General features: G+C 71.0%; 13 protein-coding genes and 1 tRNA gene. 9 read left to right on the forward strand and 5 right to left on the reverse strand.

What is annotated here, in order from left to right:
• Positions 1-6 precede the first annotated feature (6 nt).
• Entirely contained in the window at positions 7-993 is a 987-nt protein-coding gene (locus tag N4G70_RS24010) for an SMI1/KNR4 family protein (protein ID WP_261714768.1), read from the reverse strand.
• Positions 994-1283: 290 nt separating this feature from the next.
• Between N4G70_RS24010 and N4G70_RS24015 the strand changes: the two genes are divergently transcribed.
• A complete protein-coding gene (locus tag N4G70_RS24015) occupies positions 1284-1796 on the forward strand; it encodes a YwqJ-related putative deaminase (RefSeq protein ID WP_399036672.1) in 513 nt (170 codons plus the stop codon).
• A gap of 466 nt (positions 1797-2262) precedes the next feature.
• The gene (locus N4G70_RS24020) at positions 2263-2751 is read left to right on the forward strand and encodes an SUKH-3 domain-containing protein (RefSeq protein ID WP_261714770.1); all 489 of its coding nucleotides are present in this window, start codon (positions 2263-2265) and stop codon (positions 2749-2751) included.
• 427 nt (positions 2752-3178) lie between these two features.
• Here the strand turns inward: N4G70_RS24020 and N4G70_RS24025 are convergent, their stop codons facing one another.
• Positions 3179-4495, reverse strand: coding sequence for a sensor histidine kinase (locus N4G70_RS24025; protein ID WP_261714862.1), 1317 nt, complete (start codon positions 4493-4495; stop codon positions 3179-3181).
• A gap of 165 nt (positions 4496-4660) precedes the next feature.
• Between N4G70_RS24025 and N4G70_RS24030 the strand changes: the two genes are divergently transcribed.
• The 4 genes from N4G70_RS24030 (at position 4661) to N4G70_RS24045 (ending at position 8287) form a co-directional block, all read left to right on the forward strand.
• The gene (locus tag N4G70_RS24030) at positions 4661-5536 is read left to right on the forward strand and encodes a hypothetical protein (RefSeq protein ID WP_261714771.1); all 876 of its coding nucleotides are present in this window, start codon (positions 4661-4663) and stop codon (positions 5534-5536) included.
• 11 nt (positions 5537-5547) lie between these two features.
• Positions 5548-5618, forward strand: a tRNA-Gln gene (locus tag N4G70_RS24035).
• A 128-nt stretch (positions 5619-5746) separates the two neighbouring features.
• On the forward strand, positions 5747-7195 hold the full coding sequence (glmU, locus tag N4G70_RS24040) for a bifunctional UDP-N-acetylglucosamine diphosphorylase/glucosamine-1-phosphate N-acetyltransferase GlmU (protein WP_261714772.1): 1449 nt from the start codon (positions 5747-5749) through the stop codon (positions 7193-7195).
• Positions 7196-7312: 117 nt separating this feature from the next.
• On the forward strand, positions 7313-8287 hold the full coding sequence (locus tag N4G70_RS24045; RefSeq protein ID WP_114039280.1) for a ribose-phosphate diphosphokinase: 975 nt from the start codon (positions 7313-7315) through the stop codon (positions 8285-8287).
• 154 nt (positions 8288-8441) lie between these two features.
• On the opposite strand, the gene N4G70_RS24050 is transcribed toward N4G70_RS24045, so the two are convergent.
• Together N4G70_RS24050 and N4G70_RS24055 are read right to left on the reverse strand one after the other, a co-directional pair.
• Positions 8442-9326, reverse strand: coding sequence for a serine hydrolase (locus N4G70_RS24050; RefSeq protein WP_261714773.1), 885 nt, complete (start codon positions 9324-9326; stop codon positions 8442-8444).
• On the reverse strand, positions 9323-10273 hold the full coding sequence (locus tag N4G70_RS24055) for a LysR family transcriptional regulator (protein WP_261714774.1): 951 nt from the start codon (positions 10271-10273) through the stop codon (positions 9323-9325). Before N4G70_RS24055 ends, N4G70_RS24050 begins: the two co-directional genes overlap by 4 nt.
• Before the next feature lie 293 nt (positions 10274-10566).
• Here N4G70_RS24055 and N4G70_RS24060 point away from each other — a divergent pair, with 293 nt between their 5' ends.
• The 3 genes from N4G70_RS24060 (at position 10567) to N4G70_RS24070 (ending at position 12571) form a co-directional block, all read left to right on the forward strand.
• Positions 10567-11154 (forward strand): 50S ribosomal protein L25/general stress protein Ctc, encoded by a 588-nt coding sequence (locus tag N4G70_RS24060; RefSeq protein ID WP_261714775.1) that lies wholly within the window; start codon positions 10567-10569, stop codon positions 11152-11154.
• Between the two features lie 169 nt (positions 11155-11323).
• Complete coding sequence (pth, locus tag N4G70_RS24065; protein ID WP_261714776.1) at positions 11324-11917, forward strand: aminoacyl-tRNA hydrolase; 594 nt, start codon at positions 11324-11326, stop codon at positions 11915-11917.
• Positions 11918-12103: 186 nt separating this feature from the next.
• Entirely contained in the window at positions 12104-12571 is a 468-nt protein-coding gene (locus N4G70_RS24070) for a hypothetical protein (RefSeq protein ID WP_261714777.1), read from the forward strand.
• Positions 12572-13092: 521 nt separating this feature from the next.
• Here the strand turns inward: N4G70_RS24070 and ppc are convergent.
• Positions 13093-15822 (reverse strand): phosphoenolpyruvate carboxylase, encoded by a 2730-nt coding sequence (gene ppc, locus N4G70_RS24075; RefSeq protein ID WP_261714778.1) that lies wholly within the window; start codon positions 15820-15822, stop codon positions 13093-13095.
• Positions 15823-15997 lie beyond the last annotated feature (175 nt).

Here is a 15997-nt window from a genome sequence, read left to right on the forward strand (position 1 = left end):
GCCGGCTCACTCCCCTACCGAGGTCGTCCCGACGGCGTGCGCGAAGCCGCCGTCCACCATCAGATTCGCCACGGTCTCCAGCTCCGGCGGATTGCCCGCGAGCCGCGCGAGGAACGCGTCGAAATCGTCACCGCAGGGCAGCAGCAGCCGCTCGACCCGCTCGTTCACACTCAGCCCGTCCTGGTCGCGCGCGTCGTCGTAGGCGCAGAACCACACCGAACCGACCACCGAACCCTTCACCTTCACCGCGAGGATCCCGCCCTGCACGAAGGCGACGCCCAGATAGTCCTTGGTGAGGTGATCGCGCAGACACTTGTTGATGTACACCAGGTCATTGACCGCGGCCTCGTCCCGCACCGTGAAGAACGGCTGGTCCACCAGCAGACCCAGCTCCGCGTCGAGCGCCGCGCCCACCGGGGCGCAACCCCCCGCCGCCTTCAGGAACGACCGGTAGGCGCCCGGCAGCCGGTACCCCAAGTCCTCCTCCACACCCAGGAGTTGGGACTCCGTCACCGACACCGCGCCCTTCGGAAGACCGAAGTGCGCGGGCCGCGTCTCCTGCAACGGACGCGTACCGCGCTTGTCGTGCTCCACCGGCGCCGTCGCCAGACCGCCGTAGTGCCGCAGCAGCGCCTTCACCTCGACCGGCACCAGCTCAAGACGACGGCCGCCGGGCACGTGGTGCCACGTCCAGCCGTGCGGCGTCGCCACCGGCGCCACCGTGTCCCACAACTCGTGCCCCGCCGCGGACAGCGCCGCGTTCGCCGACACGTAGTCGGTCAACCGCAGCTCGTCCACCCCGAAACCCTCGGGCGGCTCCGCGATCTCCGCCGCCGCACGGGCGTACGGCGAGAAGTCCGGGAAGCCGGTCTCGTCCATCCGCACCCCACGGGGGTGCCGGGCGGCCCGGACCGGATCCGGGAAGTGCACGACCTGCCCGGCATAGGCCGCGTTCGGTGGCGCGGCGTGCTGCCCGAGCCGACCTGTCGTCATGGCGGTTGCCCCCTGCTGCGTGCTCCTGCGTCCGGCTGATGAGGAACCAGACTATGCGGTGGGGCAATACCGGGGACCGGCCCCGCGATTCGGTCACCAACCGTCACGCCCATATCACCCTGCGCCCGCGACGCGCGGCTTATCACGCCCCAGCTTCCGTACCAGCACGCGCATTTGGCAGGCTGTCCCCGCAACTCGGGGGCGCTGACACGTGCGGCTGAAGCCGCCGCCAGTGGGAGGAACACAGCACCATGCACACCGCACCAGGCGAAACATCAGCAACAAACGCGATCAACGCGACAGACACGGTGAATACGGGCACCGCGCCGCACGAAGCACCGGGCGACCCGCGCCTGCGGTGGAGCGCCACCACGGCCGGCCCCGCGCCCTTACTGCGCCACCGCCGCGACGGCATCCTCCCCGCCATCGCCGCCGCCCTGTCCGTACGCGGCGAAACGCTCACCTGCACCGCGGGCAAAGGCGAACAGCCACCCGTCCTGCACAGCCTCGTCCAGGACTACCTGGACACCCTCACCAGCACCCAACGCGAACGCTTCACCGGCCGCTGCCCCGAAGCGATCCTGCTCTCCCGACACCTGACCGCCGTCGAGACAGGACGCTCCAAACGCGCCCAGCGCAAACCCCTCACCCACGGCGAGGCCCGCCGCTCCCTCAAACACGCGAAGCTCACGGCCCGCCGCATACGCGAGGACGGCGACCCCCTCCACGGCAGCTACGCCCCACCGTGCCGCTCCTGCACGGCCCTGCTGGACCACTTCGGCGTCCGAACGATCGAGCCCTGACGCCGCGGGCCTCCGGCGGGGGTGGGGGCGGGGTACGGGCCCGGTTCGGCCCGGGGTCGGGGTACGGCTCCGACCCGGCTCGGCTCGGACTCCGGCCTTCGGGCCCCGACCTGGCTCGGCTCGGGCTCCAACCTTCGGGCCCCGACCTGGTTCGGGGCCGGGCTCCGGCCCGGGATCGGGGTACGGCTCGGGACTGGGATCGGTACGGCCCGGTTCGGCCTCCAGGTACGGCTCGGGCGCCGGTCCGGTTTGGTCCGGTCCGGTCCCCTTCCGGGATCGGGGTACCACTCGGGCTCCGTCCCTGCGGGTACAGCTACGGCCCCATGTTCCGACCCCGCCCTCGCATCGCTTTACCGGTCCCCTTACCGGCTCCGCACCCACCCACTCCGATCGACCACCTCGGCGTCCTCACCTCAACCGTGGCCGCCGAACCCCCTCACCACCCCGCACGGAAAGGCCGCGGCCGATGCCGGACGTCTCCACCACCCGCTTCCCCGTCCCCGTCGACGCCGCCCTGCGCACCGCGGGCTGGCAGCCCGGGCGCTGGGACATCCGCCAGGCCGAGGCCTGGGCCGACGTCCTGCGCGCCCACACCTCCCCAGCGGGACACCGCCACACGGTCTTCCCCGCCGCCGTGGAGGCCTGGGCCGAATTCGGCGGGCTGCACCTCACGGCCCCGGGCCCCGGACGCCGCAACGCGCCCGCCACCCTGCGCTTCGACCCGCTCGCCGGCCTCCACCTCGCCCGCACGCTGGCCGACCTCGGGCGGGCGCTGGACACCGACATCGCGCCGCTGGGGGAAGAGGGTGATCAGCAGGCCGTCCTGGCGATCGACACCGGGGGGCGGGTGTACTCCCTCGACCACACGGGGGACTGGTATCTCGGGCCCGACATCGACCACGCCCTGACCACGCTGATCACCGGGACGCAGCCGATCCGTCTGACCTCGGGCTGAGGTGGGCGCCGCGCGCCCCCGGCGCCGTCCGGGTGCGGGCCCCGATCGCTTCTCGCGCAGTTCCCCGCGCCCCTGAGCCCCCTTGGGGGGGGCGGGCCGTGCGTGGTTGCTCGCGCCGTTCCCCGCGCCCCTGAACAACTCCGTCTTCGCCCGCGGGCCGTGGTCGCTCTTCGCGCAGTTCCCCGCGCCCCTGAACCCGCTCTCGGCCTGCGGACCGTGCCCGCTTCTCGCGCAGTTCCCCGCGCCCCTTAACTGCTCGGTGCCGGGCAGCGCAGGCATACCCAGCCTGTCCGGCGATTGAGGACGAGCGCCCTTAAGGCGCGACACGGGGTCTGGGGGCGGAGCCCCAGGAGGGCCGGAACCAACCAACCCCGCCGCACGGGCGGGTGGGTGGGAAAACCCCCGCACCGGGGCGGAGCCCAAGACGCTAACCCACCCCCGCCGCCCCATCCGGCAGCACCGCCGACACCCGGAACCCCCCGGACTCCGTCACCCCCGACACAAACACCCCACCCAGCGCCAACACCCGCTCCCGCATCCCCACCAGCCCATTCCCCCCACTGGGCAACCCCGCATCCGCCGTGACCCCATCCGCAGGCCCGTTCTCCACCTGCATCGCGACCTCGGCCTCCCGATACGCCAGCCGCACCATCACCTTCGCGCCCGCCGCATGCTTGTGGACATTGGTCAGCGCCTCCTGCACCACCCGGTACGCCGTCTGCTCCACCAGCGCGTCACACCCCCGCGCCTCCCCCTGCACCAGCAGCTCCACCACCATCCCGGCCTCCCGGGACTGCCCCACCAACGCCTCGATGTCCGCGAGACAGGGCCCCTCCTCCACCGCCGCGGCCGCCGCGGCCGCAGCCGCCCCCACCGCCGCCAGCGGCACCGGATCCAGCCGCACCGCCACCGGCTGCTGATCGGCCCGCAACACCCCGAGCATCTCCCGCAACTCCGTCAGCGCCTGCCGCCCCATGTCACCGACCAGCGCCGCGTTCCGTACCGCCTTCTCCGGATCCTTGCGCGCCACCGCCTGCAACGCCGCCGCGTGCACCACCATCAACGACACCCGGTGCGCCACCACGTCGTGCATCTCCCGCGCGATACGCGTCCTCTCCTCCGTACGCGCCCACTCCGCCCGCTCCTCCGCCCGGTCCGCGAGCAGCGACAACTCCCGCTCCAGCGAATCCGCCCTCTCCCGCAACGACTCCATCAACCGCCGCCGCGCCCCTATATACAGCCCGTACAACAGCGGCGGACCCGTGATCCCGAGCGACATCACCACCGACACCAGCGGCACGTACCAGAGCCCCGGGTCGTAATCACCCCGCGCCACGCTCTGATGCATCCGTACGAACGTGACGATGAACGTCCCCGCCACCGACATCCCCGCCAGCGCCGCAGTGATCCGGCGCGGCACATCCGAGGCGGCCAGCGTGTACAGACCCACCACGCTCAGCAGAAAACCCATGCTGGCCGGGGTCACCGCGATCGACACCAGCACCACGGCGATCGGCCACCGCCGGCGCAACACCAGCGACCCCCCCGCCGCCAGCCCCAACAACACCCCGGCCGGCACCGCGATCCCCGCGTCCCCGGCGAAATTCACACCCTCCAGCGCACACTCCAGCGCGGAGAACACCCCGAGCGAGACATCCAGCACCGCGCTGCGCCTGCGCTCCCACCACCACCAGCCACGGGAGGTCAACCCCGTGGCTTCCTGGTCAGCCCCCGTTGCGGTCATGGCTCCCAGCGTACGGGCGAGCGCGAACGATTTTCCTGCCCCTTGCGCGCGCGGCGCGCAGCACGAAAAGCCGCCGAACACGCCGTAATCCGGCATGGATCCCACGATCCGGTGAATCGTCCCCGAATTCGACCGGGCGTCCGCATTCCGGACGAGCGTGTCCGTATGACATCGACCACACCCGGCAAGTACGCCGACTTCGAAGGCCTGCGCCGCCAGGCGATCGCGCTCCGACGCGAGGGGCTGAGCCTGCGCCAGATTCGCGACCGCCTGCACGTTGACAACAACGACCTCCTCCACCGCCTGGTGAAGGGCGAGCCGCCGCCGGAGTGGACCAAGCGCCCCAACGCCAAGGACGACCTCCGCGACCGTGCCCGCGAACTGCGCACACAGGGCATGACGTACGACCAGATCCAGGTCGAGCTGGGCTGCTCGAAGAGCTCGATATCCCTCTGGGTCCGCGACCTCCCCAAGCCGGACCGCACCCGCACCCCCGAGGAGGCGTCGGCCATTGCCAGGCGGGGGTGGGAGGCGACGCTCGCGCGGCGGGAGGAGGAGCGGCGGACCGCGAAGGAGGAAGCCGCGAGCGACGTCGGGGGCCTGTCCGAACGGGAGCTGTTCCTTGCGGGCGTGGTCCTGTATTGGGCGGAGGGCGCCAAGGACAAACCGTGGGCCCGCCGGGAGTCCCTGAAGTTCATCAACAGCGACCCGAACGTGATCAAGCTCTACCTGGAGTGGCTGGCCCTCCAGGGTGTGGCGCCGGAGCGGCTGCGCCTGTGCGTCAACATCCACGAATCGGCCGACGCCGAGGAAGCCACGCGCTTCTGGGCCGAGCTGACGGGCCTCGGCTCCGAGAGCTTCAACAAGGCGGTCATCAAACGGCACAACCCGAAGACACGCCGGAAGAACACCGGCGAGAACTATCGGGGCTGCCTCGCCATCTATGTACGGGATAGCGTCGATCTGTACCGTCGCATGGAAGGCGCCTGGTACGGCATAGTAGGGGCTGCCCTCGCGACCGGTGAGCCGAAACGGACATAGAGGGCAGACCATCCCAGGTCGTCTAATGGCAGGACAAATGGTTTTGGTCCATTGAATGAGGGTTCGATTCCTTCCCTGGGAGCTCAAAGTTCGGTCCTGACTGTCCCAGTCAGGACCCGCCCGCATTTCCCCAGCCCCCACCCCGATTTCATCCACGAAACCCCCCGGTATCCTTCGGGTGTCCACCCCCCGAAGCCGAAGGGCACCTCCGTGAGCGCAACCCGCCCGGCCGCCGTCGTCGTCCTCGCCGCGGGTGAGGGCACCCGCATGAAGTCGGCCACTCCCAAGGTTCTGCACGAGATCTGCGGGCGCTCGCTCGTCGGCCATGTCGTGGCGGCCGCCCGTGAGCTGGACCCCGAGCACCTCGTCGTGGTCGTGGGCCACGCCCGCGAGCAGGTCTCCGCCCACCTGGGTGCGATCGACGCCGATGTGCGGACCGCGGTGCAGTACGAGCAGAACGGCACCGGGCACGCGGTGCGGATGGCGCTGGAGGAGCTGGGCCAGTCCATCGAGGGCACGGTCGTGGTGGTCTGTGGTGACACCCCGCTGCTGACCGGCGCCACGCTGGCGGAGCTGACCCGTACGCACGAGTCGGACCGCAACGCGGTCACCGTGCTGACCGCCGAGGTCGCCGACTCCACGGGTTACGGCCGCATCGTGCGCGACGACGTCTCCGGCGCGGTCACCGCGATCGTCGAGCACAAGGACGCCACCGACGCGCAGCGTGCGATCCGTGAGATCAACTCGGGTGTGTTCGCGTTCGACGGGGCACTCCTGGCGGACGCGTTGGGCAAGGTGCGGACGGACAACAGTCAGGGCGAGGAGTACCTGACGGATGTGCTGGGGATTCTGCGTGAGGCGGGGCACCGGGTCGGTGCGTCGCTGGCGGGGGATTTCCGGGAGATTCTGGGGATCAACAACCGGGTGCAGTTGGCCGAGGCGCGGCGGTTGCTGAACGACCGTCTGCTGGAGCGGGCGATGCTGGCGGGTGTGACGGTGGTGGATCCGGCCACGACGTTCGTCGATGTGCAGGTGACGTTCGAGCAGGACGCGGTGGTGCTTCCGGGTACGCAGTTGCTGGGTGCGACGCATGTGGCTTCGGGTGCCGAGGTGGGTCCCAACGCGCGGCTGATGAACACGGTGGTGGGTGCGGGTGCCCGGGTCGACAACACGGTGTCGTACGACTCGCAGGTGGGTGAGGGGGCGACGGTGGGTCCGTACGCCTATCTGCGGCCTGGTACGCGTCTTGGTGTGAAGGCCAAGGTGGGTACGTATGTGGAGACGAAGAACGCGACGATCGGTGATGGGTCGAAGGTTCCGCATCTGTCGTATGTGGGGGACGCGACGATCGGGGAGTTCTCGAACATCGGCGCGGCCAGTGTGTTCGTGAACTACGACGGTGAGGCGAAGCACCACACGACGATCGGCTCTCATTGCAGGACGGGTTCGGACAACATGTTTGTTGCTCCTGTCACAGTGGGGGACGGTGCGTACACCGCCGCGGGTTCGGTGATCACGAAGGATGTGCCGCCCGGTTCGCTGGCCGTGGCCCGTGGCCAGCAGCGGAATATCGAGGGTTGGGTGGAGCGCAAGCGTCCGGGAAGTGCTGCCGCGCAGGCCGCTCAGGCTGCGGCCGAGCGTCCGGCCGGGGAGAACTGACCGGATTCGGGTGCGTCTTTCACGGCGTACCGTGATAGGTGCACATATTCGGCTGGCTCGCCGCGAGAGGGACCGCGCGGGTGCAGCAGCATCGAACACGTCTGAGGAGACTGTGCTGTGACCGGGATCAAGACGACCGGCGAGAAGAAGCTGATGCTCTTCTCCGGCCGCGCCCACCCCGAGCTGGCCGAGGAGGTTGCGCACCAGTTGGGTGTGGGCCTCGTGCCGACGAAGGCCTTCGACTTCGCGAACGGTGAGATCTACGTTCGTTTCCAGGAGTCGGCGCGAGGTGCGGACTGCTTCCTGATCCAGAGCCACACGGCTCCGATCAACAAGTGGATCATGGAGCAGTTGATCATGATCGACGCCCTGAAGCGGGCGTCGGCGCGATCCATCACCGTGATCATTCCGTCCTACGGCTATGCCCGTCAGGACAAGAAGCACAAGGGCCGTGAGCCGATCTCGGCGCGTCTGGTGGCCGACCTGCTGAAGACCGCCGGTGCGGACCGCATCCTCACGGTGGACCTGCACACGGACCAGATCCAGGGCTTCTTCGACGGCCCGGTGGATCATCTGACGGCGCTGCCGGTCCTCGCGGACTACGTGGGCGCGAAGGTCGACCGCTCGAAGCTGACGATCGTCTCCCCGGACGCGGGACGGGTGCGGGTCGCCGACCGCTGGTGCGACCGTCTGGACGCGCCGCTGGCGATCGTGCACAAGCGCCGCGACAAGGACGTCGCCAACACGGTGACGGTGCACGAGGTCGTCGGTGACGTGAAGGGCCGCGTCTGCGTCCTGGTGGACGACATGATCGACACGGGTGGCACGATCTGCGCCGCCGCGGACGCGCTGTTCGCGCACGGCGCGGAGGACGTCATCGTGACGGCCACGCACGGCATCCTGTCGGGTCCGGCCGCGGACCGTCTGAAGAACTCCAAGGTGAGCGAGTTCGTCTTCACGAACACGCTGCCGGACCCGTCCGACCTGGAGCTCGACAAGATCACGGTGCTTTCGATCGCCCCGTCGATCGCCCGCGCGGTGCGCGAGGTGTTCGAGGACGGTTCGGTGACGAGCCTCTTCGAGGAGAACTAGCTTGTAGCGCACGGGAGTTGGGGCCGCGTCCGGCATCGGGCGCGGCCCTTCTTCATGCCCGGCCTCATGCCCGGCCTCATGCCCTTCTCCATGCCCGGCCTCAGGCCCGGCCTCACGCCCGGCCTCATGCCCGGCCTCATGCCCGGCCTCCTTGTCAGCCGGTACGCCGTGCTCTGAGCGCGTCGACGGCGATGCGGGCGGCGCGGCCGATGGCGGCGTCGGCCGCGGGCAGGGTGGCGGCGGTGGAGGCGGCGCGGGTGAAGACGGCGACGGCGTAGCGCCCGCCGTCGGGGTATTCGACGACGCCCGCTTCGTGGCGCTGGGTGGGCAGGGTGCCGGTCTTTCCGCTGACGCGTACGTCGTCGAAGGGGAAGCCGGAGGCCAGGCGGTGGCTCCAGGCCTGGACGCCGAGGACGGCGCGCAGTTCCTCCCCCCAGACTCCCCCGCACACCTCGTCCCGCCAGATCGCGGTGAGCAGCGCGGTGATCTCGCGGGGGGTGGACCGGTTGGTGCGATGGGGGTCCAGGACGGTGAGGCGGGCGACGGCGGCGGGGTCGACGAGGGCGGCGGGCCCGCTGGAGCCGGTGTCGTCGACCATCGTGGCGTAGAGCCCGGCCTGGTTGTGGACGGCGAGGGTGCGGGTCAGCCCGAGGGCGGCCATGGCGGCGTTGACGGTGTCGAGGCCGAGGTGGTCCCAGAGGATGTCGGCGGCGGCGTTGTCGCTGACGGCGATGGCGAGGGAGGCGAGGTCGCGCAGGGACAGGCGGGCCGCGTCGCGCATGACGGCGAGTCCGGTGGGGCCGGGGGCGCGGGCGGCCGCGGGGATGTCGACGGGGGTGGTGGGGTCCAGGCGGCCGGCGGCGGCTTCGCGGTAGAGGGTGACGACGAGGCACAGCTTGTGGACGCTGGCGGTGGAGACGGGGGTGTCGGCGGCCAGGGTGACGGTGGTGCCGTGGTCGATGTCGGTGGCGCAGAGGGCTCCGCTGAGGCCGGCGTCGGTGAAGGCGGCGGTGATGCGGCTGCGTACGGGGGTGTTCACAGCGGGAACTCCGATGCGGGGCGGGGGAACAGGCGCCGCGGGGTGGCGGTGGGCCGGAGCCCGGCGTGTTCGCGCAGGACGTCGTGGGCGGCTTCGGTGAACAGGCGGACGGCGGGGCCGTCGCGTCCGGCGGGCCACGCGGTGGAGGTGCGCCAGGTGAGGGGGTTGCCGCGCAGGGGCCGCCAGGTGGTGCCGGGTTCGGGGGCGGGCCGGGGCAGCAGGGCGACGACGTCGGTGCCGGACAGCAGGAGTGCGCGGGTGAACTCGATGCCGGCGACTTCGCGTACGGCGCTGTGGGTGCAGCCGTGGCGGGCGCAGGCGGTAAGGGTCTCGTCGTGCAGGGCGGGGGCGGTGGGGCGCGGGAACAGGACGAGTTCGCGGCCGTCGAGGTCGGCGACGTCGACCTCGGTGTGCTGGGCGAGCGGGTCGTGGTCGGCGAGCAGGGCGCCGAGCGGCTGGTGGAGTTGGGGGCCGAAGCCGAGGCCGGTGGCGGGGCAGGGGTGGCGGACGATTCCGGCGTCGAGGGTGCCGGCGGCGAGTTCGGCGGTGAGTTCGGGGGTGGTCAGTTCGCGCAGGTCGAGTTCGCCGCCGGGGCTGCGTTCGCGGTAGGCGGTGAGGAGGGCGGCGATGGTGGCGCCGCCGAGTTGGGGCGGGACGGCGGCGCGCAGGGTGCCGGCGGCGCCGCCCTGGACGTGTGTGACGAGGGTGCGCAGCCGGTCGGCGGCGTCGAGCAGGGCGTCGGTCTCGGCCAGGACGAGGCGGCCGGCGGGGGTGAGGGTGGCGCCGGCGCGGCCGCGGTCCAGGAGGCGTACGCCGAGTTCGCGTTCCAGGCGCTGGATGCGCTGGGAGAGGGAGGGCTGCGCGACGCGCAGGCGTTCGGCGGCGCGGCCGAAGTGCTGTTCTTCGGCGACGGCGCGGAAGTACCTGAGGTGCAGCAGCAGGTCCATGAACGGCAAGGATAGGCGAACGCCTATGGAACGCGTTCCGATAAGGCATCCCCCGTCTCCCGCCCCTTCGATCCCCACCCTCTCCCGCCCCTTCGATCCCCTCTCTCCCGCCCTTTCGATCCCCCTCATTGATCCAATTGGGCGGTCGGGGGGTGGCCGGGTAGTCTGGGGCAGTTGCTCGGCGAGGGAGGCCGTACCTGAGGTACGGCGGTCCGTTATCGACGCGCTCTTCGTAGCAGGCCAGTCGTGGCCGGGTGACCGCCATTTCTGGATCACTTTTACGAGGAGTGCACATGTCCGAGGTCAAGCTCGCCGCTGAGGTCCGTACCAGCTTCGGCAAGGGCGCCGCCCGCAGCATCCGCCGTGAGAACAAGGTTCCCGGTGTCATCTACGGTCACGGCACCGAGCCGGTCCACGTCACCCTTCCGGGCCACGACCTGCTGCTCGCGCTGCGTACCGCGAACGTGCTGCTGTCCCTGGACATCGACGGCAAGACCGAGCTCGCCATCCCGAAGGCCGTCCAGCGCGACGCCATCAAGGGCTACCTGGTCCACGTCGACCTGCTGCTCGTCAAGAAGGGCGAGAAGGTCACGGTCGAGGTCGCGGTCGAGACCGAGGGCGACCTGGCCCCGGGCAGCTTCCTCGTCGAGAACGTGCTGAACACGCTCTCCGTCGAGACCGAGGCCACCCACATCCCGACCTCCGTCACCGTGTCCATCGAGGGCCTGGAGGCCGGCGCGGCGATCCACGCCAAGGACATCGAGCTGCCGGCGGGCACCACCCTGGCCACCGACCCCGAGGCCGTCGTCATCCAGATCCTCTCGGCCCAGGCCGAGGAGCCGGCCGCCGACGCCGAGGGCTCCGAGGGCGCCGAGGCCTGAGCCGTGCGCTCTGCCTGAGATCCGTGCCGGGCACGGACTTCGACGGGGCGGCGGGCCACACTTGGCCCGCCGCCCCGTTTTCCTGTGTACGCGAGTTTCCCGCGTACGCGATTTTTCCTGTGGACCTGAGTTGACCTGAGTTGGACCTGAGTGAGGAGACGCAGCCCCCATGACGACCGACGCCAACGCCCCCTGGCTGATCGTAGGCCTGGGCAATCCGGGCCCGGAGTACACCGCGAACCGGCACAACGTCGGCTTCATGGTCGCCGACCTGCTGGCCGAGCGGATCGGCGGCCGGTTCAAGGCGCACAAGGCGCGGGCGCAGGTCGTGGAGGGGCGGATCGGTCCGCCGGGCCCGCTGAACCGCCGGGTGGTGCTCGCCAAGCCGATGTCGTACATGAACCTGTCGGGCGGTCCGGTGACGGCGCTGCGCGACTTCTACAAGGTGCCGGTCGCCAACATCGTTGCGATTCATGATGAGTTGGACATCGACTACGGGGTGCTGCGGCTGAAGCTGGGCGGCGGGGACAACGGGCACAACGGTCTGAAGTCCATCACCAAGTCGCTGGGCGCGGACTACCACCGGGTGCGGTTCGGGATCGGGCGTCCGCCGGGCCGGATGCAGGTGGCGGACTTCGTCCTGAAGGACTTCTCCTCGACGGAACGCAAGGAGCTGGGCTACTTCGTGGACCGGGCGGCGGACGCGGCGGAGGCGCTGGTGATCGAGGGGTTGGAGCGGGCGCAGTCCACGTACAACTCCTGAGGCGGGGGTGGTGGGGGCGGTCCGGGTGACCGGATGGTCCGGGTGGGCGGGATGGTCCGGGTGACCGGATGGCCCGGGTGACCGGGGTGGGCGGGGTGCTGGGGGCGCTCGGGCGCCGTCGTCGGGGGGTCGTTTCCGTCGCGCGGGTTTGACCGTGCGCGGTCATTGCCGTCAGGATCGCGCCCCATGACGAAGCGGAGCCGTACCTTCCTGCTGTTCGGGCGCCGGGCCGCGTCGGCGCTGGTCGCCGCGCTGCTCGTGGTCGCCGGGTTCTGGTCGTCGTGGGGCACGGCCCAGCACGTGGTCCTCGCGAAGGGCCGCGACCACGGCACGCTGACGGTGACGGGCTGCGCGGACGACGTGTGCACGGGGGGCTATGTGCCGCGGCCGGGCTCGGCGCCGCACGCCCGCGTGACGATCGCGGAGTCCGTGGCGGCCCACCGGGGCGACCACCTGCCGGTGGTGCTCAAGCCGGGCACGGACGAGGCGGTACGGAGCGGGGTGGCGGGATTCCTGTACGCCTGGCTGCCCCTGGCCGGGGCGCTGCTCCTGGCGTCGTTGCTGATCGCGGGGGGTTTGCGGATGGGGCGGGTGGCGTGGGTGGTGGGGTTGGTGGGGGCGGGGGCGATGGTGTCGGCGTTCATCGCCCTGTAGGCCCGGCGTCCCTGGTGGCCGGGGGTGCCCCGCGACCCCTAGCCCCGCTCCCGGCTTCGGCCGCGGTGACTTCTCGCGCGGTTCCCCGCGCCCCTGAACCCGCTCTCGGCCTGCGGACCGTGCCCGCTTCTCGCGCAGTTCCCCGCGCCCCCAAGGCACCCGCCTCCGGCCGCCGACCGTGCCCGCTTCTCGCGCAGTTCCCCGCGCCCCTGGCCGTGCTGGTGCGGGCCCGCATCAGGGCATTTCAGCCCGTCCGGCGATTGAGGACAAGCGCCGTTCAGGCGCGATGGGGGTCTGGGGCGGAGCCCCAGACAACCCCGCTCTCGGCTGCGGACCGTGCCCGCTACTCGCGCAGTTCCCCGCGCCCCTGGAGGGACCGGTGCTGGCCCGCATCGGGGCATTTCAGCCCGTCCGGCGTTTGAGGACGAGCGCCTTTAAGGCGCGAACGGGGTCTGGGGCGGAGCCCCAGGGCCGCCCCCTCCCGGGCCCCGGAGGGTTTCGGGAAGGGGCGGGGTGGGGGATCAACCCGTGTTGCGCAGCCCCGCCGCAACCCCGTTCACCGTAAGCAGCAACGCCCGCGAAAGCAGAGGATCCGGCGCCTCACCCCGGTCCGCCGCCGCCCGCTGCCGCGCAAGCAGCGCCACCTGAAGGTAGGAGATCGGGTCGAGATAGGCGTCCCGGATCGCGAAGGTCTGCTGCAACGCGGGGTGCGCCCCGAGCAGCTCCTTGCCCCCCGTGATCCGCAAGACTTCCCGCACCGTCAGCTCATGCTCCGCCTCGATCATCGAGAACACGTGCTTCAGCTCGTCCGGCACGAGCGTGTCGACGTAGTGCCGCGCGATCCGAAGGTCCGTCTTCGCGAGCGTCATCTCCACGTTGGAGAGGAAGTTGCGGAAGAAGTGCCACTGCTCGCTCATCTCGTCGAGCACCGCGTCAAGGCCCGCCTCGCGCAGCGCCTTGAGCCCGGAGCCGACCCCGTACCAGCCGGGCACGATCTGCCGGGACTGGGTCCAGCCGAACACCCACGGGATGGCCCGCAGTCCGTCGAGGCCGGCGCCGGAGTCGGGGCGGCGCGAGGGCCGGGAGCCGAGGTGCAGTTCGGCGAGCTGGTCGACGGGGGTGGAAGCGAAGAAGTACGCGGGCAGGTCGGGGTCCTCGACGAGCCGCCGGTAGGCGGAGTGCGCCGCGTCGGAGACGGTGTCCATGGCCGCGTCCCAGCGCGCGAGCGCCTCGTCGGACTGGCGGGGCGCGGTGTGCAGGGCGGACGCCTGGAGGGTGGCCGCGACGGTCAGCTCCAGGTTCTCCCTGGCCAGCGACGGGATGAGGTACTTGTCGGAGATGACCTCGCCCTGCTCGGTGACCTTGATCTCGCCTTCGAGGGTGCCCCAGGGCTGGGCGAGGATGGCGTCGTGCGAGGGGCCGCCGCCGCGGCCGACGGTGCCGCCGCGGCCGTGGAAGAGGCGCAGCCGCACGCCGTAGCGGTGGGCCACGTCGCGCAGCCGGCGCTGGGCGCGGTGGATCTCCCACTGGGAGGTGGTGATGCCGCCGAACTTGGAGGAGTCGGAGTAGCCGAGCATGACTTCCTGGACGTCGCCGCGGAGCGAGACCAGGCGCCGGTAGGAGGGGTCGGCGAGCATCTCGTCGAGGATGACGTCGGCGGCGCGCAGCTCGTCGGTGGTTTCCAGGAGCGGCACGATGCCGATCTTGGCCCAGCCGCCGTGCAGGTCGATGAGGCCGGCCTCGCGGGCGAGGACGGCGGCGGCGAACACGTCGTCGGCGCCCTGGCACATCGAGATGATGTACGACTCGATGACCTCGGGCCCGAACCGTTCGAAGGCTTCCTTGATGGTGCCGAAGACGCCGAGGGTCTTCTCGCCGGCCGCGTCCAGGGGTGCGGGGGTGGGGGCGAGCGGGCGGCGCGAGCGGAGTTCCTTGGCGAGGAGCTTCTGGCGGTACTCGCGCGGCATGTCGGCGTAGCGCCAGGACTCCTCGCCGAGCCGGTCGAAGAGCTGGCCGAGGGCGTGGTGGTGGGCGTCGGCGTGTTCGCGTACGTCCATGGTGGCGAGCTGGAGGCCGAACGCCGCGAGGGTGCGGATCGTGCGGTCCATGCGGCCGTCGGCGAACAGGGCGCCGCGGTGTTCGCGCAGGGAGGTCTGGATGAGGGTGAGGTCGGCGATCAGCTCGGCGGTGCCGAGGTAGTCGCGGCCGGGCTGGTGGGCGGTGCCGTGGGCGAGCCGGTCCTTGGTGTGGACGAGCTTCTGGCGGATCGCGGTGGCCTTGAGCCGGTAGGGCTCCTCGGCGTTGAGGCGCTTGTAGCGGGGGCTGATCTCGGGGAGCGCTTCGAGGTCGGCGTGGAGCGAGTCGAGCAGCTCCTGGGTGGCGCCCGCGTAGCGGATGGAGTTGGAGAGCAGCCCGCGCAGGAAGTCGATCATTTCGAGCGCGTCGTTGATGCCGTGTTCGTGCTGGAGGATCAGCACGTCCCAGGTGACCTTGGGGGTCACGTTGGGGTTGCCGTCGCGGTCGCCGCCGATCCAGGTGCCGAACGTCAACGGGCGGGTGCCGGGCGGCAGTTCGACGCCGACGCGCTCCAGCTCGGCGGCGAGGTCCTCCAGGACGTCGCCGACGGCGCCGGCGTGCAGCTCGTCGAGGTAGTAGATGGCGTTGCGGGCCTCGTCGGCCGGTTCGGGGCGTACGACGCGGAGCTCGTCGGTCTGCCAGATCAGGTCGATGTTCTCGGCCAGGCGCAGGTCGTGGCGGCGCCGGTCGGAGTCGATGACCGGGGTTTCCAGGAGTTCGGCGATGCGGCGCAGCTTGTTGAGGACGGAGCGGCGGGCGGCCTCGGTGGGGTGGGCGGTGAAGACCGGCCGGACGTTGAGGTTCCTGACGCTGGCGCGGACGTGCTCGGCGTCGCCGTCCTTGAGCATGTCGGCGGTGCGGGCGAGCAGGCTGCCCTCGGCGGCGCGGTGGGCGCGCAGCTCACGGCCGCGGTGGACCTGTTCGGCCACGTTGGCGAGATGGAAGTAGGTGGAGAACGCGCGCACCAGCTTGGCGGCGGTCTCGACTTCGGTGCCGCCGAGGAGGTCGGCGGCGGCCTCGCCGTCGCTGCGGGTCAGCGCGCGGACGCGCTCGACGAGCTCCAGGAGCTCGGGGCCCTCCTGTCGGACGAGGGTCTCGCCCAGGAGGTCACCCAGTCGGCGGATGTCGGCGCGCAGCTCGTTGCTGGCGGCGGGGGTCTGGTCGGCACTGCTCACAGGTGCGGCTCCTTGCAGTGTTTGAGCACGTCTGGAGGGTTCTGGAGGCTTGCGGACCGCGCTGTCCGACGAGACACAGGATAGGTGTCCCCTTCCGCCCCGCCGTCACGGGCTCTTGTCCCGGGCCACGGCACTGCCATACTTACGTTGCCGTAGGTTACGCATCCGTAGCCAG

It is taken from the genome of Streptomyces sp. ASQP_92 (genome assembly GCF_025399895.1).
In the GTDB taxonomy this organism is placed as follows: domain Bacteria; phylum Actinomycetota; class Actinomycetes; order Streptomycetales; family Streptomycetaceae; genus Streptomyces.

Coding starts and splice junctions, on each gene's coding strand:
- N4G70_RS24070 (WP_261714777.1), top strand. CDS start 12,104: ATGACGAAGCGGAGCCGTACCTTCCTGCTGTTCGGGCGCCGGGCCGCG.
- pth (WP_261714776.1), top strand. CDS start 11,324: ATGACGACCGACGCCAACGCCCCCTGGCTGATCGTAGGCCTGGGCAAT.
- N4G70_RS24010 (WP_261714768.1), bottom strand. CDS start 993: ATGACGACAGGTCGGCTCGGGCAGCACGCCGCGCCACCGAACGCGGCC.
- N4G70_RS24060 (WP_261714775.1), top strand. CDS start 10,567: ATGTCCGAGGTCAAGCTCGCCGCTGAGGTCCGTACCAGCTTCGGCAAG.
- N4G70_RS24020 (WP_261714770.1), top strand. CDS start 2,263: ATGCCGGACGTCTCCACCACCCGCTTCCCCGTCCCCGTCGACGCCGCC.
- N4G70_RS24055 (WP_261714774.1), bottom strand. CDS start 10,273: ATGGACCTGCTGCTGCACCTCAGGTACTTCCGCGCCGTCGCCGAAGAA.
- N4G70_RS24025 (WP_261714862.1), bottom strand. CDS start 4,495: ATGACCGCAACGGGGGCTGACCAGGAAGCCACGGGGTTGACCTCCCGT.
- N4G70_RS24030 (WP_261714771.1), top strand. CDS start 4,661: ATGACATCGACCACACCCGGCAAGTACGCCGACTTCGAAGGCCTGCGC.